Annotated in this window: 21 protein-coding genes and 1 pseudogene; 8 read left to right on the top strand and 14 right to left on the bottom strand. The window is 68.1% G+C overall.

Features of this window, described 5'->3' with window-relative positions:
• Positions 1 to 139 precede the first annotated feature (139 nt).
• The 3 genes from AC3IPM_RS19535 to AC3IPM_RS19525 all read right to left on the bottom strand — a co-directional run bounded on the left by AC3IPM_RS19535 (position 140) and on the right by AC3IPM_RS19525 (position 3,200).
• Positions 140 to 1,555 carry an amino acid permease gene (locus AC3IPM_RS19535; protein ID WP_489301879.1) on the bottom strand — a complete coding sequence of 472 codons (1,416 nt, stop codon included), beginning with the start codon at positions 1,553 to 1,555 and terminating at the stop codon, positions 140 to 142.
• A gap of 134 nt (positions 1,556 to 1,689) precedes the next feature.
• Positions 1,690 to 2,112 (bottom strand): hypothetical protein, encoded by a 423-nt coding sequence (locus tag AC3IPM_RS19530; RefSeq protein WP_489301878.1) that lies wholly within the window; start codon positions 2,110 to 2,112, stop codon positions 1,690 to 1,692.
• Positions 2,113 to 2,204: 92 nt separating this feature from the next.
• Positions 2,205 to 3,200: an aldo/keto reductase gene (locus tag AC3IPM_RS19525; RefSeq protein ID WP_489301877.1), complete on the bottom strand. Its 996-nt coding sequence runs from the start codon at positions 3,198 to 3,200 to the stop codon at positions 2,205 to 2,207.
• Positions 3,201 to 3,323: 123 nt separating this feature from the next.
• Here AC3IPM_RS19525 and AC3IPM_RS19520 point away from each other — a divergent pair, with 123 nt between their 5' ends.
• Positions 3,324 to 4,226, top strand: coding sequence for a LysR family transcriptional regulator (locus tag AC3IPM_RS19520; RefSeq protein ID WP_489301876.1), 903 nt, complete (start codon positions 3,324 to 3,326; stop codon positions 4,224 to 4,226).
• Here AC3IPM_RS19520 and AC3IPM_RS19515 read toward each other — a convergent pair.
• The 3 genes and pseudogenes from AC3IPM_RS19515 to AC3IPM_RS19505 form a co-directional block, all read right to left on the bottom strand.
• Positions 4,189 to 4,599 (bottom strand): hypothetical protein, encoded by a 411-nt coding sequence (locus AC3IPM_RS19515; RefSeq protein ID WP_489301875.1) that lies wholly within the window; start codon positions 4,597 to 4,599, stop codon positions 4,189 to 4,191. The two genes, AC3IPM_RS19520 and AC3IPM_RS19515, sit on opposite strands and share 38 nt — an antisense overlap.
• Positions 4,600 to 4,762: 163 nt before the next feature.
• Entirely contained in the window at positions 4,763 to 5,389 is a 627-nt protein-coding gene (gene leuE / locus AC3IPM_RS19510) for a leucine efflux protein LeuE (RefSeq protein WP_489304224.1), read from the bottom strand.
• An 18-nt stretch (positions 5,390 to 5,407) separates the two neighbouring features.
• A pseudogene (locus AC3IPM_RS19505) lies at positions 5,408 to 6,372 on the bottom strand (LysR family transcriptional regulator); the annotation flags it as partial.
• A gap of 88 nt (positions 6,373 to 6,460) precedes the next feature.
• Between AC3IPM_RS19505 and AC3IPM_RS19500 the strand changes: the two are divergent.
• The 6 genes from AC3IPM_RS19500 to AC3IPM_RS19475 all read left to right on the top strand — a co-directional run bounded on the left by AC3IPM_RS19500 (position 6,461) and on the right by AC3IPM_RS19475 (position 11,209).
• Positions 6,461 to 7,468: a zinc-binding alcohol dehydrogenase family protein gene (locus AC3IPM_RS19500; protein ID WP_489301874.1), complete on the top strand. Its 1,008-nt coding sequence runs from the start codon at positions 6,461 to 6,463 to the stop codon at positions 7,466 to 7,468.
• 25 nt (positions 7,469 to 7,493) lie between these two features.
• Complete coding sequence (gene nfsB / locus AC3IPM_RS19495) at positions 7,494 to 8,147, top strand: oxygen-insensitive NAD(P)H nitroreductase (protein WP_489301873.1); 654 nt, start codon at positions 7,494 to 7,496, stop codon at positions 8,145 to 8,147.
• A 35-nt stretch (positions 8,148 to 8,182) separates the two neighbouring features.
• On the top strand, positions 8,183 to 9,766 hold the full coding sequence (locus AC3IPM_RS19490; RefSeq protein WP_489301872.1) for a DNA recombination protein RmuC: 1,584 nt from the start codon (positions 8,183 to 8,185) through the stop codon (positions 9,764 to 9,766).
• A 75-nt stretch (positions 9,767 to 9,841) separates the two neighbouring features.
• A complete protein-coding gene (locus tag AC3IPM_RS19485) occupies positions 9,842 to 10,201 on the top strand; it encodes a hypothetical protein (protein WP_489301871.1) in 360 nt (119 codons plus the stop codon).
• Positions 10,202 to 10,259: 58 nt separating this feature from the next.
• Positions 10,260 to 10,820: a glutathione peroxidase gene (locus AC3IPM_RS19480; RefSeq protein WP_489301870.1), complete on the top strand. Its 561-nt coding sequence runs from the start codon at positions 10,260 to 10,262 to the stop codon at positions 10,818 to 10,820.
• 98 nt (positions 10,821 to 10,918) lie between these two features.
• A complete protein-coding gene (locus AC3IPM_RS19475) occupies positions 10,919 to 11,209 on the top strand; it encodes a DUF6916 family protein (protein WP_489301869.1) in 291 nt (96 codons plus the stop codon).
• On the opposite strand, the gene AC3IPM_RS19470 is transcribed toward AC3IPM_RS19475, so the two are convergent.
• Genes AC3IPM_RS19470 through AC3IPM_RS19455 form a run of 4 tightly spaced genes read right to left on the bottom strand, consistent with a single transcriptional unit; the run spans position 11,202 to position 13,458 of the window.
• Positions 11,202 to 11,771, bottom strand: a complete 570-nt coding sequence (locus tag AC3IPM_RS19470; RefSeq protein WP_489301868.1) for a GNAT family N-acetyltransferase — start codon at positions 11,769 to 11,771, stop codon at positions 11,202 to 11,204. The genes AC3IPM_RS19475 and AC3IPM_RS19470 overlap by 8 nt on opposite strands.
• Entirely contained in the window at positions 11,771 to 12,310 is a 540-nt protein-coding gene (locus AC3IPM_RS19465; protein ID WP_489301867.1) for a phage tail protein, read from the bottom strand. The genes AC3IPM_RS19470 and AC3IPM_RS19465 overlap by 1 nt, the downstream gene beginning before the upstream one ends.
• 27 nt (positions 12,311 to 12,337) lie before the next feature.
• Positions 12,338 to 12,871 carry a phage tail protein gene (locus tag AC3IPM_RS19460; protein WP_489301866.1) on the bottom strand — a complete coding sequence of 178 codons (534 nt, stop codon included), beginning with the start codon at positions 12,869 to 12,871 and terminating at the stop codon, positions 12,338 to 12,340.
• 50 nt (positions 12,872 to 12,921) lie between these two features.
• Complete coding sequence (locus AC3IPM_RS19455) at positions 12,922 to 13,458, bottom strand: phage tail protein (protein WP_489304222.1); 537 nt, start codon at positions 13,456 to 13,458, stop codon at positions 12,922 to 12,924.
• Positions 13,459 to 13,726: 268 nt separating this feature from the next.
• Between AC3IPM_RS19455 and AC3IPM_RS19450 the strand changes: the two genes are divergently transcribed.
• Positions 13,727 to 19,024, top strand: coding sequence for a putative Ig domain-containing protein (locus AC3IPM_RS19450; protein WP_489301865.1), 5,298 nt, complete (start codon positions 13,727 to 13,729; stop codon positions 19,022 to 19,024).
• A gap of 65 nt (positions 19,025 to 19,089) precedes the next feature.
• Here the strand turns inward: AC3IPM_RS19450 and AC3IPM_RS19445 are convergent, their stop codons facing one another.
• Genes AC3IPM_RS19445 through mlaD form a run of 4 tightly spaced genes read right to left on the bottom strand, consistent with a single transcriptional unit; the run spans position 19,090 to position 21,577 of the window.
• Positions 19,090 to 20,094 carry an MlaA family lipoprotein gene (locus AC3IPM_RS19445; RefSeq protein WP_489301864.1) on the bottom strand — a complete coding sequence of 335 codons (1,005 nt, stop codon included), beginning with the start codon at positions 20,092 to 20,094 and terminating at the stop codon, positions 19,090 to 19,092.
• A 1-nt stretch (position 20,095) separates the two neighbouring features.
• Positions 20,096 to 20,407: an STAS domain-containing protein gene (locus AC3IPM_RS19440; protein ID WP_489301863.1), complete on the bottom strand. Its 312-nt coding sequence runs from the start codon at positions 20,405 to 20,407 to the stop codon at positions 20,096 to 20,098.
• A complete protein-coding gene (locus AC3IPM_RS19435; RefSeq protein ID WP_489301862.1) occupies positions 20,397 to 21,053 on the bottom strand; it encodes an MlaC/ttg2D family ABC transporter substrate-binding protein in 657 nt (218 codons plus the stop codon). The genes AC3IPM_RS19440 and AC3IPM_RS19435 overlap by 11 nt, the downstream gene beginning before the upstream one ends.
• Positions 21,050 to 21,577 (bottom strand): outer membrane lipid asymmetry maintenance protein MlaD, encoded by a 528-nt coding sequence (gene mlaD, locus AC3IPM_RS19430; protein WP_489301861.1) that lies wholly within the window; start codon positions 21,575 to 21,577, stop codon positions 21,050 to 21,052. Before mlaD ends, AC3IPM_RS19435 begins: the two co-directional genes overlap by 4 nt.
• Positions 21,578 to 21,619: the final 42 nt, after the last annotated feature.

Below are 21,619 nucleotides of genomic sequence, written 5' to 3'. Positions count from 1 at the left end.
GTAGTGCCGAGCCATGCTCGGCAACATCAACACCCGGTAGTGCCGAGCCATGCTCGGCAACGCGGCAAAAAAGCAGCCGAGCATGGCTCGGCTCTACCGGTGGACGTGCCGACCATCGAGGGTCGGCACGCTCACTCCATCAGGCCTTGTTGATCACCGCATTGCGACGCCCGTAGGCGAAGTACGCGATCAGGCCCACGACGTTCCACGCCAGGAAGTACAGCTGGGTCTTGCTGGGCAGGCTGAAGAACAGGTACACGCAGCCGATCACCGCCAGCGGGCCGACGATGTAGGCCAGCGGGGTGCGGAACTTGCGCACGCGGTTCGGCTCGCGCTTGCGCAGCACCACCAGGCACAGGCCCACCGCGGTGAACGCGGCCAGCGTGCCGGCGTTGGCCAGTGCGGCGATTTCATCCAGGCGCGCCACGCCGGCCAGCGCAGCGACCAGCACGGCGGTGAACAGCGTGGTTGCAATCGGGGTGCCGGTGCGCGCGCTGACCTTGGACAGGCCACGCGGCAGCAGGCCATCACGCGACATGACGAAGAAGATGCGGCTCTGCCCGTACAGGAAGGCCAGCAGCACGGTCGGCAGGGCGATCACCGCCGCCGCACCAATCCACTTGGCCGGGCCCGGGCTGCCCAGTTCGCGCAGGATCAGCGCCAGCGGTTCGGCACTCTTGCCGAACACGGTGTAGCTCATCGCGCCCACGGCCGCCAGCGCCACCAGCACGTAGATGATGGTGCAGCCGACCATCGAGCCGATGATGCCGATGGCCAGGTCGCGGTCCGGCTTCTTGGTTTCCTCGGCGGCGGTGGAGATCGCATCGAAGCCGTAGAAGGCGAAGAAGATGATTGCCGCCGCGGCCATCACGCCGTGCTCGACGCCATCGGCGCCCAGCGATTTGACGAAGCCGAACGGCATGAACGGCTCCATGTGGCCGGTGTCGAAGTGCGGCAGGGCGATCGCCACGAACACGGTCAGGGCGATGATCTTGACCACCACCAGAATCGCATTGAGGGTGGCGCTTTCCTTGGTGCCCGCCATCAGCATGCCGGCCACCACGAAGGTGATCAGCACGGCGGGCAGGTTGATGAAACCGCCTGCCACGTGCGGGCCGGCACTGAGCATCAACGGCAGCTCGATGCCCCAGCCGTGCAGGAAGCCGACAAAGTAGCCCGACCACCCCACCGCCACGGTACTCACCACCAGCGAGTACTCCAGGATCAGGCTCCAGCCCACCACCCAGGCCACCACCTCGCCCAGCGCGGCGTAACTGTAGGTGTAGGCGCTGCCGGCGGCCGGCATCATCGTGGCCAGTTCGGCGTAGGACAGCGCCGCGCAGGCGCAGACCGCGCCGGCGATGGCGAAGGAGATCAACACGGCCGGGCCGGCCAGGTTGGCGCCCACCCCGATCAGGGTGTAGATGCCGGTGCCGACGATGGCGCCGATGCCCAATGCGATCAGATGCGGCCAGCTCAGGGTCGGGACCAGTCGCCTGCCGGCTTCATGGACGGTGACTTGGTCTAGGGACTTGCGCCGGAGCAACGATGACATGGGACCTCGCGAAGATGACTGTTAACGACAAGTCTGCGAGTTTTACCCAACGCGGCGCAGCATTACTACTGCCAAGCGTCGCGCACCGGCGTGGGGGCACTCTGACTGGGGCAGGGGTGACGAAACCGGCACAATCAGCGGGTGGCCGGGTCCCAGTGGCAACCGTGTTCGGTGAGGGCAGCGAGGTCCTCGCTGAACTCGGTTGTACGGCCATTGCGCGCGTTGACGTAGGTAAACCCATAGATGCGCGCGCCCTGGGTGCTGATCTCATAGCGCCCGGTCACCTTGCCGTCCAGGTGCTCGTTCCACACCGTGTCGAACTGCCAGGGGCGACCTTCGGCCATTTCGCTGCTGTCCTGGGTCTGCAGGGTCAGGCGCAGCCATTGGCTTTTGCCGGCGTAGCGGACGTGGCTGAGCCGTTCCTCGCCAGCGTTGCTGCCGGGCAGTTTCCATTCCAGATGGATCTGCTGGCGCTCGCCGCCGGTCAGGCAGCGGATCTCGTCGGCGTGCGCCAAGGGGGCGATCAGCAGCAGGGGCAGCAGGGCAAACCGATGCATGGCGACGTCCGTGTGCGGAAGGAGGCCCATTGTCGGCCGATCCGCGCGTGCGTGCTGGGCGGGGCCGGGGATACCGGCCCCGCCGCAGTGGATCAACGGTTCAACGTGGCCATCGCCGCTTCGGCGTAGCGCGGGCCGGCGGCGGCATTCGGCGGGAAGATCGCATCGATCCGGGCCAGCTCGGCCGCGCTGAGCTGCACCTGCATCGCCCCCAGGTTTTCCTCCAGGTAGGCGATGCGCTTGGTACCGGGAATCGGCACCAGGTTCTCTCCCTGCGCCAGCACCCAGGCCAGCGCCAGTTGCCCGGGGCTGACGCCCTTGTCCTGGGCCATGGCGGTGACTGCATCGACCAGGGCCAGGTTGCGCGCGAAGTTGTCGCCCTGGAAGCGCGGCGAGTGGCGGCGGTAGTCGTCGGCATCGAAATCGTCCGGGCTGCGGATCGCCCCGGTCAGGAAACCACGGCCGAGCGGTGAGTACGGCACGAAGCCGATGCCCAGCGCGCGCACGGTTTCAAGCACGCCGTTGTCCTCGGGGTCGCGCGACCACAGCGAGTACTCGGTCTGCACGGCGGTGATCGGGTGCACCGCATGCGCGCGGCGGATGGTGGCGGCCGAGGCCTCCGACAGGCCGAGGAAGCGCACCTTGCCCTGTTCCACCAGCCGCGCCATTGCCCCGATCGTGTCCTCGATCGGCACGCTGGCATCCACGCGGTGCTGGTAGTACAGGTCGATGTGGTCCACACCCAGCCGCGCGAGGCTGGCCTCGCAGGCGGCGATCACATACTCGGGGCGGCCATCGACACTGCGCGCGGCGCTGTCGCTGGGCTCCAGCTTGATGCCGAACTTGGTGGCCAGGAACACCTGGTCGCGGCGGCCGGCGATGGCTTTGCCGACCAGCACTTCATTGGTATGCGGGCCGTACATGTCGGCGGTGTCGAGCAGGTTCACGCCCAACTCCAGCGCGCGGTGGATCACCGCGATGGCCTCGGCATCGCTGCCACGGCCGCCATAGAAGGCGCTCATGCCCATGCAACCAAGGCCGAGTGCGGAAACGGTGGGGCCGTGCTGGCCAAGGGTGCGGGTGTGCATGGGGGAATCTCCGGAAGCGGGGGAAGTGACGACAGGCGGTGCCTGGCGGAGCCCCAGCATCCTCCGCTGTACTATGTGGATAAACCGTCGTCAGCCGCATCCTCTTTGAAGGCAGGCTTCACAATGTCCTCCCAGCACCCCTTGCCGGCCGTGGTCGCGTTCGCCCGCGTTGCGCACCATGCCAGTTTCACCCGTGCCGCCGATGACCTGGGTGTCTCGCCCTCGGCGCTGTCGCAGACGGTGCGCGCGCTGGAGGCCAGCATGGGCGTGCGGCTGCTGCACCGGACCACACGACGGGTGGGCCTGACCGAACATGGCGCGCGCTTCCTGGAGCGGGTGCGTGGGGGCCTGGCCCAGATCGAAGCCGCCTTCGAGGACCTGGACAGCCTGCGCGAGGTGCCGGCCGGCACGCTGCGCGTCAACGTGCCGCGTATCGCGGCCGAACTGCTGGTGATGCCGCACCTGCCCGCGTTCCTGGCGCGCTATCCGCAGGTGCAGGTGGAGTTGTTCGTGGAACCGGCCCTGGCCGATCTGGTCGCCGGTGGCTTCGATGCCGGCATCCGGCTGGGTGAATGCCTGGCCCGCGACATGATCGCGGTGCCGATCGGGCCACTGGAGCGGCAGGTGGTGGTGGCCACCGCGGATTACTTCGCCGCGCATGGCGAACCACAGACCCCGGCCGACCTGGTCGAGCACGCCTGCATCGTGCACCGGCGCAGCAACGGGCGCCTGATGCCGTGGGAGTTCACCCGCGACGGGCGCGACTTCGAGGTGGCGGTGGAGGGGCGGCTGGTGTTCAACGATGCCGCGCTGGTGCATGCCGCAGTGCGCGAGGGCATGGGCATGGCGCAGGGCTTTGCCGCGGTGATGGCCCAGGACGTGGCCAGCGGGCGGCTGCGCTGCGTGCTGCAGGACTGGCAGCAACCGTTCGCCGGCTTCCACCTGTACTACCCGGCGCGCGAGCAGATGGCACCCAAGCTGCGGGTGTTCATCGACCACCTGCGCCAGGCGCAGCGGCCGCTGTAGCGATCTCGCCCGGTTCGGGCCCGGCCGCCTGCAGCGCGCGCGTCCACAGCGCCTGCGCGGCGTGCCCATGCGGAAAGATCACCTGTGCATCGCCGGGGAAGCGCTTGCAGCGCAGTACACCGTCGGCATCGAACACGCGCCAGCCCTGGTTGGCCGCTTCGGCCCCGGCGATGCAATGGCGCAGGCCCCGCACCAGGCTGGCCTGGCAGTCGAAGCGGCACACCCGCAGGTCGATGCGGTCCAGGGGCTGCAGCCCGGCCATGATCCGGCCGACCGCCGGGTGGGCCAGATTGACGCGGCCGGTGGCCATGCCGAACAGACGCTCGTCATGGCCGCTCAGGTGCTGCACGAAGTAGACAGCGGCTGGTGGCATGGGATCCTCGCGGCAACGCGCGGACGCCGGCACGGCATCCGTTGGCGCTGGGGCCGATTGGACACCGCGTCGGCACGCAGGGGAATCTCAAAGTTTGGATCGACCCGGCGCGGAAGTTAGACCGTGCCTATGCGTATGGTTCCATTCCGAATGATGCGCAGCGTCAGCCGCTGACCCCCAGGCGCACCCCGAAGCCGATCAGGAACACCCCCGCCGCGCGACGCAGCCACACGGCCATCTTCGGATGCTGCAGCAGACGCCGCCGGGCCAGGTTGCCCACCCCGATCAACACCGAGCAGTACGCCAGCCCCATGACGAAGATGATCACCGCCATGGTCGCGAAGGTGGTCACGCCCTGGTGCCGCGCCGGATCGATGAACAACGGCAGGAAGGCCATGTAGAAGATGATCGCCTTGGGATTGAGCAGGTTGATCAGCACCGCCTGGCGGAAGTAGTGCCCGGGCTGCAGGCGGATGCCGCCTTCCTCGCTGGCGCCGCGCGGCTGGCGCAGCAGGCCGATGCCGATCCACACCAGGTAGGCCGCGCCCAGGTACTGCACCGCGTGGAACACCAGCGGGTTGGCCTTGAGCAGGGCGGCCACGCCGGCCACCGCCAGCCACATCAGGATCTGGTCGCCGAGCAGCAGCCCGAACAGCGCGGTATAGCCGCCGCGTACGCCGCCCCGCCCGGTGGCGGTGAGCAGGGTGAAGGTGCCGGGCCCGGGCAGGGCCAGGAAGACCAGCACGGCGGCAACGAAGGTTCCAAGATCCTGGATGCCCATCCACGGCATGGCGGCGACTCGACAACGGGGTGGGCCATTGTCCGGTACCGGCGCGGTGGCCGATAGCGTCAGCGTGCGCCGCTGGGCAACCCCTTCAGCAGCGGTTGCAGGCGCTGTTCGAACAACGCATGCAATTGGCGGATCGCCGGTGAGAACTGCTTGCGATGCGGGCACACCAGGTTCAACGGCAGGCTGTCGCCGACGCCATCGAGCAACACCTGCAGGCGCCCGGCGCGCACGTCCTCGCATACGTCCAGCCACGACTTGAACACGATGCCTTCGCCGGCCACGGCCCAGCGGCGGACCACGTCGGCATCGTCGCAGACCATGTTGCCGCGCACCGGTACCACCAGGCGGCGGCCGTCGAGCTCGAAGTTCCAGCGGTCGTAAGCACGCCCGGCCAGCTGGTAGAGCAGGCAGTGGTGGTCCTTGAGCGCTTCCAGATTTTCCGGTGTGCCATGCCGGGCCAGGTAGGACGGTGCGGCGGCGAGGACCCGGCGGTTGCCCGGCAGCAGCGGCAGCGCCACGTAGCTGGCGTTGTCGAAACGGCCCAGCCGAAAGGCGATGTCGACCGGATCGCGGAACACGTCGGTGACCTGATCGGACAATTGCAGGCGCAACTGCAGCTTCGGGTGTGCGGCGCGGAATTCGGTGAGCCAGGGCAGCAGCAGGTTGCGGCCCAGGTCCGACGGCGCGGCCACCTGCAGCGTGCCGCGCAGCTCGGCATCCTCGCCGCGCACCCGCGCCTCGCCCTCGCGCAGCGTGGCCAGCACCTCCTGTGCGTAGGGCAGGTACAGCGCGCCCTCGGCGGTCAGGCGCAGGCTGCGCGTGGAGCGCACGAACAGGCGCAGGTCCAGCTCGCGCTCCAGCCGCGCCACCGCCGCGGCGACCTGGCCGGGCAGCAGGTCGGCCTCGCGTGCGGCATTGGAAAAGCTGCCCAATGCCGCGGTACGGGCGAACAGGGCGAGGTCGTCGAATCGGACCATTTTCATTCCAGCAGTGAAAGTGCTGTCCGATTCTGCGCCTTTCTCATCGGGCCGGCTACGCGCACGCTGGGCACCTTCTCTACGGGATATGCCCATGAAAGCGGTTGCTTACACCCAGCACGGCCTGCCCATCGCCGACCCCGGCGCGCTGCTCGACATCACCCTGCCGTTGCCCGAGCCCGGCCCGCGCGACCTGCGCGTGCAGGTCCGTGCGATCTCGGTCAACCCGGTCGATACCAAGGTGCGTATCGGCGTGGCGGTCAGTGAACCGCGCGTGCTGGGCTGGGATGCGGTGGGCGTGGTGGACGCGGTGGGCAGCGAGGTCAGCCTGTTCCAGCCCGGCGACGCGGTCTACTACGCCGGCGCGATCGGCCGGGCCGGCAGCAACGCCGAGTACCAGCTGGTGGATGAGCGCATCGTCGGCCACAAGCCGGCCAGCCTCGACGATGCCGCCGCGGCGGCACTGCCGCTGACCGCGATCACGGCCTGGGAGCTGTTGTTCGATCGCCTGCGTATCGCCGAAGACGGCGGCGAGGGCCAGACCCTGCTGGTGATCGGTGCGGCCGGCGGGGTCGGCTCGATCCTGATCCAGCTGGCGCGCCAGCTGACCCGGCTGACCGTGATCGGCACCGCCTCGCGCCCGGATACCCAGGATTGGGTTTACGGGTTGGGCGCGCACCACGTGATCGACCATGCGCAGCCGCTGACCGATGGCCTGCAGCGGCTGGGTATCGATGCGGTGGAGCATGTGGCCAGCCTCACCCATACCGACCAGCACTACGACCAGATCGTGTCCGCGCTGGCCCCGCAGGGCCAGTTGGCGTTGATCGACGACCCGGGCCAGCTTGATGTGATGGCGCTCAAGCGCAAGAGCCTGTCGCTGCACTGGGAATCGATGTTCACCCGCTCCAGCTTCAATACCCCGGACCTGCAGCGCCAGCACGACCTGCTCGAACGCGTGTCCGCGCTGGTTGATGCCGGCGTGCTGCGCACCACCCTGGGTGAGCACTACGGCCGCATCAACGCCAGCAACCTGCGCCGTGCGCATGCGTTGCTGGAAAGCCATCGCGCGCGCGGCAAGCTCGTGCTCGAAGGCTTCTGATCCCCCTCCAATGGAACCCACCCGCATGACCCTCGCACCCGTGGCGCGCCGCCGCCACACCACCAAAGCCTACGATCCCACCCGCACGCTGCCGCCAGCCGTGCTGAACGACCTGCTGGAGGTGCTGCACCACGCGCCCTCCTCGGTGAACTCGCAGCCCTGGCATTTCCTGGTGGCCGGCACCGACGAGGCCCGCGCCCGCATCGCCCGCGCCACGCAGCCGGGCCAGCCCTACAACACGGCCAAGATCACCGACGCCTCGCATGTGATCGTGTTCGCCACCCGTACCGCCATCGACGATGCGCACCTGGACCAGCTGATCGAGCAGGAGGCCGCCGACGGCCGCTTCCCCACGCCCGACGCGCGCGCCGGGCAGCACGGCGCGCTGCACCACTACGTCAACCTGCACCGCCACACCCTGGATGACGCGCAGCACTGGATGCAGAAGCAGACTTATCTGGCACTGGGCACGCTGCTGCTGGCGGCCGGCGTGCATGGCATCGACGCCACCCCGATGGAAGGCTTCGACGCGGCGGTGCTGGATGCCGAACTGGGCCTGCACGAGCGCGGCCTCACCAGCGTGGTGCTGGTGGCACTGGGCTACGGCAGTGAGGCCAACTTCAACGCCGACCTGCCCAAGTCGCGGTTGCCGCGCGAGCAGGTGTTCACCCACCTGTAGTCCGCAGACCCGCCTGGCCGGCCTACACTTGCGCCATGCAAACCGAATTCCTGATCCTCGGCGGCCTGGTCTGTGCCGTCCTCGTCCTGCAGCTGCTGGTTCTGCTGCGGCGTTCCCAGCACGGCGGGCTTGAACAGGCCCTGCGTGATGAAGCGCGGGTGGGCCGCGGCGAGCTGCGCGAGCAGCTCGAAGGCCTGGGGCGGCAGCAGGACGCGCGGCTGGAATCTTTCGCACGCGCGCTGACCGACCTGTCCACCCGTACAGACCAGCGCCTGGACCTGCTGCGCGACGCGCTCGGTGAAGACGCACGCAAGGCCCGCGAAGAAAGCGGGCTGGCCCAGCAGCGCACCGGCGAACTGCTGGCCCAGCGCCTGCACGACATGCGCGCGCAGCTGGACGTGTTCGGCCAACAACAGCAGGCCCGTATCGAGGCCTTCGGCCAACAGCTGGTGGAACTGACCACGCGCACCGACACGCACATGACCGCCCTGCGCCAGGCGCTGGCCGAGGACGCGCGCAAGGGCCGCGAGGAAACCGCGCAGTCGCAGCAGCGCCTGGGCGAATCGCTGGGCCTGCGCCTGCAGGAGATGACCCAGCGCAACGAGGCGCGTATCGGCGAGATGCGCGCCACGCTGGAGCAGCAGCTCAAGAGCCTGCAGACCGACAACGCCGAAAAGCTCGACCAGATGCGCGTCACCGTGGACGAGAAGCTGCAGACCACGCTGGAAGCGCGCCTGGGTGCGTCGTTCCAGCTGGTCTCCGATCGCCTGGAGCAGGTCCAGCGTGGCCTCGGCGAAATGCAGCAGCTGGCCACCGGCGTGGGCGACCTCAAGCGTGTGCTGACCAACGTCAAGAACCGCGGCAGCTGGGGTGAAGTGCAGCTGGACAACATCCTCGAGCAGACCCTCACCCAGGAGCAGTACGCACGCGGGGTCAAGGTGCGCCCGGACAGCGGGGAGATCGTGGACATCGCCGTGCGCCTGCCAGGGCGTGGTCATGAGGACACGCCGGTGTGGCTGCCGATCGATTCCAAGTTCCCGCGCGAAGACTACGAGCGCCTGCTCGACGCGCAGGAACAGGGCGATGCCGATGGCGTGCGTGTGCAGGGCGCACAGCTGGAACGGGCGATCCGCGTCCAGGCCAAGTCGATCAGCGACAAGTACATCGTGCCGCCGCACACCACCGATTTCGCGGTGATGTTCCTGCCCACCGAAGGCCTGTACGCCGAGGTGATCCGTCGCCCCGGCCTGGTCGACCTGCTGCAGCGCGAACACCGCGTGGTGGTGGCCGGGCCGACCACCGTCACCGCACTGCTCAACAGCCTGCAGATGGGCTTCCGCACGCTGGCCATCGAACAGCGCTCCAGCGAAGTGTGGAGCCTGCTGGGTGCGGTCAAGAGCGAGTTCGGCAAGTTCGCCGGCATCCTGGAAAAGGCCGAGAAGCAGATCAGCACGGTGGGCCGCAGCCTGGGCGAGGCCAGCCGCAAGACCCGCACCATCGAACGCCGCCTGCGCGGGGTGGAATCGCTCACGGCCGAACAGAGCCAGGACCTGCTCGAAGACGGCGCCGGTGAGGATGAGGACAGCGCGGTGGACGAAGGTGCAAACACACCGGACTGACACACCACGTCGATACCGCGCATGCACGGGTTCGCGCATGCTGTGCCCCTTTCCGCTCGCCCAAGGAACGCCCGCATGCGCTTGACCCTCCTGCTTTCCCTGTTGCTGGCCATGGCCGGCTGCGCCAGTACCACGCCCGCGGCGTCGACGGCCGCCACGGGCATTCCCGGCAATGACGCGGCTGCCTGCACTGCCGCAGGAGGCAGCCTGCAGCCGCTGGGCCGGCTGCAGCGCGCGCAGTGCGTGGTGACCTACGCCGACGCCGGCAAGGCCTGCACCGCCACGTCCGACTGCACCGGCCAGTGCCTGGCGGCGGATGCGGTGGCGCCAGGCGCGAAAACCAGCGGCACCTGCCAGCGCGATGTCAGCCAGAACTTCGGTTGCCGTCAGCGCATCGACGGCGGCGTGGCACTGGGCACGATCTGCGTTGACTGATTTTTTACCGGGCACGGCACCGCCGCGCCTTCCATTGCGCCAACATCAGGAATCCGAAGTGACCCAGACCGTCTATGACATCCCCGTCAACACCATCGAAGGCCAGCCGGCCTCGCTGGCCGACTACCGCGGCAAGGTGCTGCTGGTGGTCAATGTCGCCTCCAAGTGCGGCCTGACCCCGCAGTACGAAGGCCTGCAGCAGCTGTACGCCGACAAGCACGATGCCGGCCTGGAAGTGCTCGGCTTCCCGGCCAACAACTTCCTGGCCCAGGAGCCGGGCAACGAAGCGGAGATCCAGCAGTTCTGCCAGCTGGAATACAACGTCAGCTTCCCGATGTTCGCCAAGATCAGCGTCGCCGGTGCCGACACCCATCCGCTGTACCAGCAGCTCACCGCGGCCCAGCCCAGCGCCACCGGCGAAGGCCCGATGCGCGAAAAGCTGCAGGGCGCCGTGGCCAAGTACCCGGAGCTGGTGGTGAATGCCGCACCGGGCGTGCTGTGGAACTTCGAGAAGTTCCTGATCGGTCGCGATGGCCAGGTCATTGCGCGCTTCGCTCCGGATGTGCCGGCCGATGACGCACGCCTGGTGGCGGCGATCGACGCTGCACTGGCTGCCTGAGCGCTCCAGACTGCAACGGGTGACGCTTGTGCGCGTCACCCGTTGCGGCGAGGATGAGCGCTGCCGCGACGGCCGCGGCAGCACACAGGGGAGAGGACATGGAACTGTTGACGCTGGAACACTTCGCCGGCTGCGTGAACGAGACGTTCGCCGCCGAGTTCGATGGCATGCAGGTGGACTTCGTATTGGTGGAGGCACGCCCGCTGTCCGCAGCGCGCCCCGACGCCCCGCGGGCGCCGTTCTCGTTGCTGTTCCGCAACGGTGCGCCGATCGTGTTCCCACAGAAGATCTATCCGCTGCGGCACGCACGGGTGGGTGAAGTCGGCATTTTCCTCGTGCCGATCGCGCAGGAACGCGCCGGGTTCCTCTACCAGGCCGTCTTCAACTGACCGTCTGAGCCGGATCGCGTGCGGTCTGTTGCCAGCGCATCGGCAGGTACAGGCCGTTCTGCGCGTCCGTGCCCACCACGAAGCCCAACCGCTCATACAGGCGTCGCGCGGCGGTGTTGTGGATCAGCACATGCAGGGCCACGCCGCGGCCGCGCGCTGCCGACGCCTGCTGCTGGCAGGCGATCACCGCCCGCCCGATACCCTGGCCGCGCCACTGCGGGAACAGACTGATGTCCACCAGCAGATCGTCTTCGCCGGTTTCATCGATGTAGCAGCGGCCCACCGGCTGGTCGTCGCATTCGATTGCCAGGTAGTGCGCCTGCGGGTACTGGGCCAGATAGTGCTGGTGCTGCGCGGCGAACTGCTGGGCCAGGAACTGCTGCTTGGCCGGCGCCGGCCACGGCACCGCCTGCAGTTCCTGCGCGCGGGTACTGGCATACAACGCGGCCAGCCAGGCGTGGTCATCGTCACGCAGCCCACGCCAGCGCCAACGCCCGGGGGCGATGGCGGCCAGCGCGGGGCGTCGCGCTGCCGGAAACGGCGTCAGCGCATCAAACGGCATCATCCGAACGAGGGGAAGATGCCTTGCAGGGCGATGCAGAAATTCACCGCCAGGTAGGGTTGCTGGTTCGGGTGCGCCGCGGCAGGGCTGGTGAACGGCTTGAGCATGTTCGGCGACATCACCGTGTTGGGCGGGGCGGCGCTGAACGGTTTGACCGCGTTGGCACCGGGCTGGGACAAGCCGCCACCAGCGACCGGCATGCCGGTGCGCTTGGCGGTGTCGGACTGCAGGTAGGCGGTCAGGGTATGCTGGTGCGCAGGCATCTCCTGGCTGTTCAGCGCCACGCTGCTGACCCCGAACGTTTCCCCGATCGTGCGTGACGTCAGGCCCGGGCCCTGGCCTTGTGTACACGCACCCCGTGCCACCAGGTTGGGCAGCTGGAAGTTGGTCTGGCCATTGCCGCCGTACTGGACACCCAGCAGCGAAAACAGGGCGGAGTTCTGCTGGATGGGCAGGGTGGCGCCATTGCAGAACGCCCATCCCTGCGGATTGAAGTTGAAGCCGAACATCTGGATTTCACCGATGAACGAGTCGGACATGGTCGTCTCTCTACGCGTTGAGGGAGGTCAGGACTGCGACGGGTAGATACCGGCCCAGGCGATGCAGTACTGCACGGTCAGGGTGGGCATGCAGTTCTCATGCGGCAGGCTGCCGCCGCTGGCGGATACCGCCGCCGGTTCCATCGGAATCGCGGTAGCGTCGGTCACCACGTCACTGACGTAGAACGTCTCGCCGCTGACTGCGCCAGGCAGGGCTGTGGCCGTCGGTGTATCCAGCGACGCGGCGACGCTGGTGGCCACCAGTGCATGGGTATGCGACGGCATCTGCGTGGTAGTCAGCGTCACCGATTCGGTGCCTGACGTCATACCGATCACGCGCGGCGTCAGGCCCTGGCCCTGGCCCTGGTGAAGCGGCAACCGGCCGCGCAGATCGGGCACGGCAAACGTCGTCTGCCCATTGCCGCCATAGGTGGTACCGAGCAGGACGAACAACACTTCGTACTCGGCGATGGCTACCAGCGACCCATCGCAGGCAAACCAGCCATTGGGGACGCGCCCAAACCCGAACATGCGAATTTCACCGACAAAAGGTTGGCTCATCTGGTCGTGCTCCTTGTGTGAAACAGGGCCACCGGCCCTGCGCAATACGATCAGTTGCGCGGCGGGAAGATGCCGGTCAGGGCGATGCAGAAGTTCAGCGTGGTGTAGGGCTGCATGTTCGGGTGCGGTGTATTGCCGCCTGCCGGTGCCACCGAGCCGGGCGCCTGCAGCACCTCGGTACCGCCCTGGGTGGCGTAGAACTTGACGCCCCCGTTGGTACCGGCAAACGCGCGGCTGCTGGGGTTGCGGTTGTCGCCCGGAGCCGCCACGCCCATCACCTGATGCCCATGCGGCGGCAGCTGGTTTGCCAGCAGCGTGACGTTCTCGACGCCGGCGGATTGCCCGATCAATGTGGCGGGTGGCTGCCAGCTCGCATCCACGGAATTGCCGTATGCCACCGGTGCCCGGCCGCGAAGATCGGGGAGCTGGAAGTTCGTTGAGCCGTTGCCGCCGTACTGGGTGCCCAGCAGGGTAAACAGCGCGGCGTTCTGCTGGATGGGCAACAGCTGCCCGTTGCATTGTGCGAAACCGCGAGGCGCAAAACTGAAGCCGGCCATCATGATCTGGCCGAGGAAATACTCGCTCATCTGATCCCCCTTGGATGCTGAGCGTAGGCGCCGGACTGGCGCGGGCATACTCTGAACGCCATTCAGGATGTTCACAAGCCCCTCCCCAGGGCCCTTCCCTCGCCCCGACGACTCTGTTCCAATGGCGCCAAGGGGGGAGGCGTGGAATGCCTGCCGCTGGCGAGGTCAGGGAAGGACGGGGGCAGCAAGCTTCCGGGACAGCCGGCATGGGACGCGCACCTCGATGTTGTTTTGCATCCAGGTGGATTCTTTCCAAGGGGGAAAGGTCATGGCATTCCGTATCCGCACGCGCATCGCGCGTCTTTTCGCGTACTCCGCATTCCTGTTTTTCGCCGCACTGTGCTGGCCCGGTGCCGCGTGGGCCGCGCACACCTCGCCGGTGTGTGCGGCAAAAAACGCCACCGTGGCCAACGGCGGCACGGTATCGATCGAGATCACCGACTGCGCGGCAGGGCCGGCCTTCTTCGGCCTTGGTCCAGTGGATGGCCCTGCGCTACCGCTGCATGGCACGGCCAACCTGCGTGTGGCGGGCACCCGCTGGTACGTTGATTACGGACATGACGGCAGCGCCACCACCACCGACGCGTTCGAGTTCACCGACGGTGAAGCCTCCGGCAACGGCGGCGCGGTGCGGGTCACGATCACCATCACCCCGGCCAACTCGAGCATCGTGGTGGCCCCTGCGGCGCTGCCGACCCTGACCGCCGGCAGCCCGGTGTCGACCTCGCTCAGCGCCACCGGCGGTACCGGTCCTTACACCTACACACTGGTGGGCGGCACCTTGCCGCCTGGCATGACCTTCACTGCGGGCACGTTCGGCGGTGCACCCACCGTGCGCGGTGCCTACACCGTCAGCGTACGCGCCACCGACAGCACCTCGGCCACGGTCGACAAGACCTACAGTGGCACGGTGCAGAACCCCAGCTTGTCGCTGACCTCGGCGTCGGCCACGGCCATCCAGAGCATTGCGTTCTCCGAGACGCTGGCGGTCAACGGCGGCGTCGCTCCGTACATCTTCGCGGTGGAAACCGGCACGCTGCCGGCGGGCCTGACGCTCAGCAATGGCGGGTTGATCAGCGGCACCACCAGTGCCGCGCCGGCCAGCTATCCGCTCACGATACGGGTGACCGACAGCAGCACCGGCAGCGGCAGCTATTTCGAAGTGGAGAACTTCACCCTGACCGTCAGTGCGGCACCGTCGGTGAGCATCGCGGTGGCCCCGGCCAGTGTCAGTGAAGACGGCGCGACCAACCTGGTCTACACGCTTACCCGCAGCCTCAACCTGGCCTCGGCCACGGTGGTCAACCTGACCACTACCGGCACCGCGACCAGCGGCACGGACTACACCGGCGGTGTGGCCACCGCGAGCATTCCTGCCGGTGCCACCACCACCACCGTCATCATCAATCCGACCGCCGATGCGCTGGTGGAGGCGGACGAGACGGTGATCCTGACCGTCGCCGCGGGCGCCGGATACACCGTGGGTGCCCCGGCCAGCGCTACCGGTACGATCCTCAACGATGACGTGCCCTCGGCCAGCATCGCCGTGGCGCCGGCAAGCGTGAATGAAGACAGCGGCAGCCCGCTGGTCTACACCGTGACCCTCAACCAGGCCAGTCTGACGCCGGTATCGGTGGGCTTCATCGTGAGCGGCACCGCCACCAGTGGCTCGGACTACGCCGCGGTGGTGTCACCGCTGGTGATCGCCGCCGGCGCCACCACAGGCACCGTCACCGTCACGCCCACCGCAGACAGCACGGTGGAAGCCGATGAAACGGTAGTGCTTACCCTGGCCGCCGGTGCTGGCTACACGGTCGGCGCCCCCGCATCGGCGACCGGTACGATCCGCGATGACGACCTGCCGGCGCTGAGCGTCAGCGACGTCAGTGCCAACGAGGGCAATGCGGGCGTCACCCTGTTTACCTTCACGGTCAGTCTCAGCGCACCGGCCGGCCCGGGCGGGGTGAGTTTCGATATCGCCACCGCCGACGGCACCGCCACCATCGCCGGTGCCGACTATTCCGCACTGGCCCTGACCGGGCAGATCATTCCGGCAGGCAGCACCAGTACAACGGTCAACGTGCAGGTCAGCGGCGACACGTTGAACGAGCCCAATGAGACGTTCTTCGTCAACGTCGGCAATGTCAGCGGCGCCACCGTCGCGGATGGGCAGGGCCTGGGCACGATCCTCAATGATGATCCGGTGCCCAGCCTGTCCATCAACGATGTCTCGGTGATCGAAGGCAACGCCGGTACCACCACGGCAACGCTGACTGTCACCCTGTCGGCGGCCAGTGCGCAGACCGTCACGGTGAACTACGCCTCCGCCGATGGCACGGCCACCGCGCCGACGGACTACACCGCCGCCAGCGGTACGCTTACCTTCGCCCCGGGTGCGCTCACGCAGACCCTGGCGGTGCTGGTGAATGGCGATTCCCTGCCGGAAACCGACGAGACCTTCGTGGTGAATCTGACCGGCGCGGCAAACGCCACGCTGGCCGATCCGCAGAGCACCATCACCATTCTCAATGACGACCAGCAGATGGGGGTGACACCGACCACGTTGCCGGCAGGCACCGTGGCAACCGCGTACAGCCAGACGGTGACGGCCACCGGCGGCACTGCCCCGTACACCTATGCGATCACGACGGGCATCCTGCCGACGGGTCTGAGCCTGAGTGCCTCCGGTGTACTGGCCGGTACGCCCACCGCGGGTGGCACGTTCAACTTCACCGTGAGGGCGACCGACAGCAGCACCATCCCTGGCCCCAACAACGCCGCACGGGCCTATTCGGTGAATGTGGCCACGCCCACAGTGTCACTTCCTGCACCTGCGCTGCCCGGCGCAACGCTCGGGCAGGCATATACGGGCAGCGTTGGGCCGGCCAGTGGTGGCACCGCCCCGTATGCCTACACGATCGCCGCAGGTGCGCTGCCGGCTGGGCTGAGCTTGTCGTCGCTGGGTGTGATCAGCGGTACGCCGACGGCGCTGGGAACCTTCAACTTCATCGTGACCGCCACCGACAGCAGTACCGGCAGCGGGCCCTACACGTCGTCCGTGCCTGCTGCGATCACCGTCTCGGATGCAACGCCGATAGCCGGCACCAGCGTGCTTTCGGTCGCCTATGGCAGCGCGGCAGTACCGGTCATGCTGAGCCTGTCTGGTGGTGCGGCCAGTTCGGTAGCCGTGGCGACGGCGCCTGCGCACGGCACCGTGCTGGTGACCGGCGCCACCACCCTCAGCTATCAGCCCACTGCCGGTCATGCCGGCGCTGACAGCTTCACCTACACCGCCACCAACGGCAGCGGTACCTCGGCGCCGGGCACGGTCACCATCACGGTTGGCAACCCGACCATCAGCGTGTCCGCCAGCGGTGTCTTCAGTGCCGTAGCCGGTACCAGCTACAGCCAGACCTTCACCTGGTCCGGTGGCAGCCTGCCGTTCACCGGCCATCAGGTGACCGGTCTGCCGGCGGGCGTGGCGATTACCGCCACCACCGCCAACAGCGTTACCGTCAGCGGTACGCCGACCCAAGCGGGTTCGTTCACCTTGAACGCTTCCGCCTCCGACAGCAGCACCGGCAACGGGCCGTTCACCGTCGGGCAGGCATTCACGCTCACCGTCGGCAGCGCGGTGCTGGTGGTGACACCGGCAACCTTGCCGTCGGCCACGGCCGGCAGCGCCTACCAGCAGGTGATCACCGCCAGCGGCGGTACCGCGCCTTACAGCCAGGTGCTGAGTGGCGCACTGCCGGCGGGGCTGGCCTTCGATGGCAGCACCGGCACGCTGTCGGGTACACCGACGCAGTCCGGCACGTTCGCGCTGACGGTCACCATCACCGACAGCACCGGCGGCACGCCGGCCAGCGTGGCGCAGAACTACACGCTGCAGGTCGCCGCGCCCAGCGTGAGCCTGAGCCCGGTGGCCGGCGTGTTGCCGGCGACCACGGCGGGCAGTGCCTACCAGGTGGCGTTCACTGCCGCAGGTGGCGTGGCCCCGTACACCTTCGCGGTCAGTTCCGGTGCCTTGCCGGCCGGGCTGGTGCTGGAGGCGGCCACGGGCCGTGTGTCCGGTACGCCGACCGCGGCGGGCAGCTTCAGCTTCGGCGTGACCGTTACCGACAGCACGGCCGGTACCACTGGCACGGCCAGCCAGGCCTACAGCGTGAACGTGGCGGCGCCGGTGCTGACCCTGACCCCGGCCACGCTGCCGGCCGGCCTGTTTGCCAATGCCTACCAGCAGACGCTGACGGCCGCCGGCGGCACCGCGCCCTACACCTACGCGGTGACCACCGGCGCATTGCCGGGCGGTCTGGCGCTGGCCACGTCCGGTGCGTTGACCGGGACGCCGACCGCTGCCGGTGGCTTTGCCTTCACGGTGACCGCCACGGACGCGCTGGGCTTCACCGGCAAGCGCGACTACACGGTGCAGATCGCGCAGCGCCCGGACCCGACCCGCGACCCGGAAGTGCGCGGTCTGCTGTCGGCACAGACCGATGCGGCCCGTCGCTTCGCCTCCTCGCAGATCGACAACTTCCAGCAGCGCATGCAGCGCCTGCATGGGGCCAGCCGCAGCAATGGCTTCAGCAACAATGTGAGCCTGGCCTACGGGGCACAGCGTTGCGAACCGGCCGTGGGCACGCTGCCCGGCGCCGGGTGCGATGCGCAGCGTCGCCAGCCGTTCGATCGCGAACCGGGGCTGGAGGCACCGATGTCTTCGGCCGAGCCGTCGCAGGCACCGCTCGGCTTCTGGGTGGGCGGGGCGATCCGCTCCGGACGTACCGATGGCGGCCGTCGTGCCGGCACCGACTTCCAGACCGATGGCGTCACCCTGGGCACCGACCTGCGGGTCAGCGATGGTCTCGCGCTCGGCGCCGGCCTGGGCTACGGCCGCGACCGCACCGACGTGGGTGAGAACGGCAGCCGCAGCGATGGCCAGGCCTACACGCTGGCGTTGTACGGCAGCTACAGCCCGGGCCAGCACCTGTTCGTGGATGCGCTGGTGGGTCACCAGTTGATCGATTACGACCTGCGCCGCTATGTCACCAGCGATGGCAGCTTCGTCCACGCCCGCCGTGATGGCCACCAGTGGCTGGCATCGGTGGCCTTCGGCGCCGACCTCGCCCGCGGCAACTGGCAGTTCACCCCGTATGCGCGCCTGGATGCGGCGCGGGGCACGCTGGACCGCTACGTGGAGCAGGGCAGTGATCTGTTCGCACTGCGCTACGGCGACCAGGACGTGGACACCAGCACCGGCAACGCCGGCCTGCGCATCGAAGTGCGACAGACGGCAGGGTGGGGCAACTGGACCCCGCAGCTGCGGGTGGAGTACCAGCACGACTTCACCGGCAGCGGCACCGCGACGATGCAGTACGCCGACCTGGTGGGAGTGCCGTTCTACAACACCACGCTGGACGGCTTCGACCGCAGCCGCTGGATGCTGGGCGCCGGGGTGATGTTCGACTTCGGACGTGCCTGGGGCCTGCGCGTGGACTATCGCGGGTTGGTGGGCAGTGGCGACGACCGCGACCACGGGGTGCAGATCAGTCTGGACAAGCAGCTCTGATCCACCCCCGACGCTGCCGGGACGAAGCAAAAAAGAAACCCCGCCAAGGCGGGGTTTCTTTTTGCTCAATTGCCCCAGGTCGGCATGGGCATCGCATCGACCGGAATCGGTGCGGTGTCGTCGGCGTCCTTGCCGCGTGTGTGCTTGTCGCGCAGGTCGTTCTCGATCTGGTAGTTGCGGCGCTGCAGCCAGGCATCGCGGGTCAACGCGTACTCGTCCACGGCGTTGTCGCGGATGTCATCCAGCGCCATCAGCTGGCTGCGCATGTCCACCAGCTGCAGGCCCTGCAGGCCGATGCGGATCTTGTCTTCTTCGATCGTGCGGATCGGCGACAGCGGAATATCGCCGGCCAGGCCGAACACGTCGCGCACGGTACGCGGGCCGAAGAACGGCAGTTCCACGTAACGCGAACCGCGCCAGCCCCAGGCACCCAGGGTCTGGCCGAAGTCTTCACTGCGGCGCGGCACCAGCGCCTTGCTGGCCGGGTCGAACAAGCCACCCAGGCCCAGCGTGGAGTTCATGACGAAGCGGCCCAGGCTGTCCCAGGCATCGGCCGGGCGACCCTGCAGCAGCTGGTTGGTGATGGTCACCGGGGCGCGCAGGTTGCTGAAGAAGTTGCTCACGCCGGTCCGGGCGAAGCGCGGCACCACCTTGGTGTAGGCGGTAGCCAACGGACGGGCGACGGCGCGGTCGACCACATTGTTGAAGCTGTGCACCTTGCGGTTGAACGGTTCCCACGGATCGTAGGCCGGGCGCGCCGGTTCGCTGCCGTCGGCACTCGGCGCCGGGCCACCGTACAGGGCGGCGAAGTCGTCTTCGGCGTCGGTCGGCGCGGTCTCGGTGCCGGTCGCGGCTGCCACCGGCGTAGGGCTGTCCGTGGCAACCGGCGCCGGGGCGACGCGGTCGGTCGGTGCGGCAACGGCATCCATCGGGGTGTCGATGCTGTCGCTGGCGGCCGGTGCGTCGGCCACGGCCACGCTGGCCGGTGCGGCCTCGCGTGCGGGCTTGCCGGCGCAGGCGGTCAGTGCGGTGGCCAGCACAAGGAGGGGAAGGGTGCGTATGACGTTCATGTCAGCTCGCCGCAGTGGGGGCATTGAAATCCAGGGTCGGTGCCAGCCGGTAGGCGGCACTGAGTTCGTTGAAGCCGGCAGGGCTGCCGTTGAAGTGTGCGGTGACGCCTTTTGCACGCAGCTGCGCGGCCAGTTCGGCCAGCAGCGCCAGCCCGGCGCTGTCGATCCGCGGCACGCCGGTCAGGTCCAGTACCTGCACGCCGTCCAGCGCCTGCAGGGGTTTCCACAACGCACTGACCGCGGCGCGATCCAGCACGCCGCTGAACAGCAGCGACGTGCCCTGGCGGTTGATGCTGGCCGGGTTACTTGCCACTCGGGGCGGCCTGCATGCTGCCGTTGCGCAGTTCGGTGGCCACCTGCTGGATCGACTTCTGGCGCAGCGGGGCATCGAACTGGGTCTTGAAGGTCTGCACGTAGGAGATGCCTTCGATCATCACATCGAAGATCTTCCACTGGCCGTTGGTGTTGCGCATCAGGTACTCCACCGGGGTGGCTTCGCTGCCGGCACGGACCAGTTCGGTGGACACCTTCATGCCGCGGTTGCCCGGCAGCGGCTGCTCGGACTTCAGGCGGAAGCTGGGCTTGCCCTGGATGTCGAGCAGGGCCGAACCGTAGCGCTGCATCAGGTTGTCGGCCATCGCGTCGGCGAACAGCTTGACGTCGGCATCGGACGCGCCGCGGCCATGGATGCCCAGCACCAGGCGGGCGGCATAGTCACGGTCGAAGGTCTTGGTGAGCTCGCCGTTGATGTAGCTGCGCAGCGCGGTGGGGTTGCTGCGGAACTCCGCGCGGCGCTGCTGCAGGGTGGCCAGGATGCGGGTGCTGGCATCGAGCACCACCTTGCTGGCCTGGCCCTGCTGGGCCGAGGCGGCGGCCGGCGCGGCCTGGGCGAAACCCAACACGGGCAGGCTGGCGAGCAGGGCCGTGGCGAGCAGGGCCGGGATCAGTTTGTTGTTCATGGTTGCGGTTCCTTTGCAGGCGCTGCGGCGCCGTTGCCATCTTGGGGGGCAGCGCCGCCGGTATTGGCCGGGCCGCTGAACATGTATTTGCCGACCAGCTGCAGCAGGTCCACCGCCGGCTGGGTGAAGACGATTTCGTCGCCGGACTTGAGCACGTCCGGATCACCGCCCGGCTGCAGTCCGATATAGCTCTCACCGAGCAAACCGCTGGTGAATATGCCTGCGGAGGTGTCGGCTGGCAGGTCCTTGAACTTGCCGTCCAGCTTCAGGGTGACGATGGAGTCGAACTTGGTTGGGTCCAGCTCGATCGCGGCAACCTGGCCGATCGTGACGCCGCCGATCTTGACCGGGGCCTGCTTGCGCAGCTGGCCGATCTGGGTGAAGCGTGCCTTGAGCTCGTAGCCGTCGCTGCCCAGGCCCCACCGCTGGTTGGTGGAGGCCACGGCGAGCACCAGCAGCGAGGCCAGCGCCAGCAGCAGGAACGCGCCGACGGAAAATTCTAGTCTGGGACCGCGGATGGCCATGGGTTTCTCACTGTTCTTTTGTCAGGTGCCCCGGCGGGTGTG

Source organism: Stenotrophomonas sp. GL_111 (assembly GCF_057835245.1).
Note: the sequence above shows the minus strand (reverse complement) of the source record. Positions and strands in the feature narration are given on the sequence as shown.